Annotated in this window: 1 protein-coding gene; it reads right to left on the bottom strand. The window is 71.7% G+C overall.

Translation table 11 applies throughout. The features are described 5' to 3' along the window. Positions 1–120 precede the first annotated feature (120 nt). Positions 121–2064: sigma-54-dependent Fis family transcriptional regulator (locus tag LzC2_RS21265; protein ID WP_206678862.1), on the bottom strand; the 1944-nt coding region annotated here is incomplete at its 5' end.

The following is a 2064-nucleotide window of genomic DNA, read 5'->3' as shown; positions in this document are numbered from 1 at the left end:
GCCCCGAGCTTTCGGATCGGGCGATACTTCCCGAGTTGTTTGGGCGAAGGAGCGTCGGCCATGGAATCATGGTGGGCGAAGGGAACCTGGAAGGATACCGCGCGAAAGCGGCAGACGCGTTCAGTCTCCCTCCATGTCCAACTGCTTCATCTTGCGGTACAGGTTGCTGCGGTGCAGGCCGAGCAACTTGGCCGCTTCGCTCATGTTGCCGCGGACGCGGTCCACGGCGGCGGCGATGAACTCCCGTTGGAAATCGCGGGTCGCGTCGGTCAGCTTCGCGTCGCCGCCGGCGCCGCTCGTGCCGGGCCGCCCCGGAGCCAGCAGGAACGTGAGTTCCCCCGGTTCGACCGTGTCCCCGGTTCCGAGGTAAACCACCCGTTCGATCGTGTTGCGCAACTCGCGGACGTTGCCGGGCCAGGCGTGAGCCTGCAACCGTTTGCGGGCCTCCGCGGAGAGTCGGGGCATCGGCCGGCCGGCCTTGGCGGAAAACGTGCCGAGGAAGTGTTCGGCCAGCGGGATGACGTCCTCGGGCCGCTCCCGCAGCGGGGGGAGGTGATGGGTGACGACGCCGAGCCGGTAATAGAGATCCGCCCGGAACGATTTCTCCGCGACCTTCTCCGCGAGATCCGCGTTGGTCGCGGCGACGACCCGCACGTCGACCGGAATCTGCTTCGATCCGCCCACGCGGGTGACGACGCGCTGCTCCAACACCCGGAGCAGCTTCGCCTGACCGCCGGGGCTCATGTCGCCGATCTCGTCGAGGAACAACGTGCCCCCGTCGGCCAGTTCAAACTTCCCGGCCCGGGCCTCGCGGGCGTCGGTGAAGGCGCCGCGTTCGTGGCCGAATAGTTCGCTTTCCAACAGCGATTCGGTCAGCGCCGCGCAGTTCACCGCGATGAACGGCCCCTTGCTCCGGGGACCGCGATCGTGCAGGCAGGTGGCGACGACCTCCTTGCCGGTGCCCGATTCGCCCGTGACCAGCACGGGAAGATCCGTCGCGGCGAGCCGGTTGACCGTGTCCCGCAGAGTGGCGACCGCGGGCGAGGCGCCGATGAGCCGAATGCGTCCGTCGACGGCGTCCGCGGCGCGGGCGGCGGCGGCGTCGCGGCTGCGAACCAGGGCGTCGCGTTCCGTCGCGTTCGCCAGTGCCGCCGCCGCGTGCGGGGCGAGGGCGGCGAGGATCTCCTGATCGAGGTCCGTGAACGGCCCGGCCGCCTTGTTCATCGCCTCGAACACGCCGATCGGCGCTCCGCCGGCCGTCGCCGTCGCCGGGGCGAGCAGCGGGACGGCCAGCAGCGTCCGCGTCTGGTATCCGGTGCGATCGTCGACGGCGGCGGCGACCCGCGGATCGTCGTCGGCGTCGTCCACGCGGGCCGGCTCCCCGCTGTGAAACACCGCCCCGACCACGCCGGCGTCCGCCGAGATCGACAGTTCCCCCTCCTCCACGCCCAGCGCCGGACGACCGACCAGCCGCCCCGGGCCGGCGGCTCCGCCCCCGGACTCATCGGTCGCGGGGTCGGGGACATGCAGGAAGATGCTGGCGCGATCGCAGCCCAGCAGATCGCAGGCGGCGGAGGCGAGGGCTTCCAACAGCGGGCCGGACTCCCGCACCGCAGCGAGTCTCGCCGCCGCCGCGGCCAGCCGTTCGAAGCGTTCCGCCCGATCCGCCGCCGCCGCCGCGACGTCGGCCTCGGGCAACAGCGCGGCCAGACAACGCACAGCGGCCCACGCCCCCGGTAGGTCAGTGGGGTCCCACCCGCGACCGGTCAGGACCACGAGGGGCAGCGAAGGCATCCCGCCGGGGAGCACCATGCAGTTGCAGGACTCGTCCTCGTCGCAGGGAGTGAGTTTTGCGCCGTCTCGATCAAGACATTCTGCCAGCAGTTCCCGCGGTGGCAGAGCGCCGGGGCGCCCCCACGTTTCGGTCGACCGAAAGTGCGGCGGGGAACCGAGCAGCACCGCGGCCCGCGCGCCGACAGCGGCCGCGATCTCGGGAAGAACGGCGGCGGCCAACGATCCGGAGTCCCCGCCCCTCCCGGCACGGGCCGCCGCGCGGACGAGCGC

The sequence above is a fragment of the Alienimonas chondri genome, assembly GCF_013036045.1.
In the GTDB taxonomy this organism is placed as follows: domain Bacteria; phylum Planctomycetota; class Planctomycetia; order Planctomycetales; family Planctomycetaceae; genus Alienimonas; species Alienimonas chondri.
The sequence above is the reverse complement of the archived record's forward strand: the minus strand, read 5'-3'. Positions and strand labels throughout refer to the sequence as shown.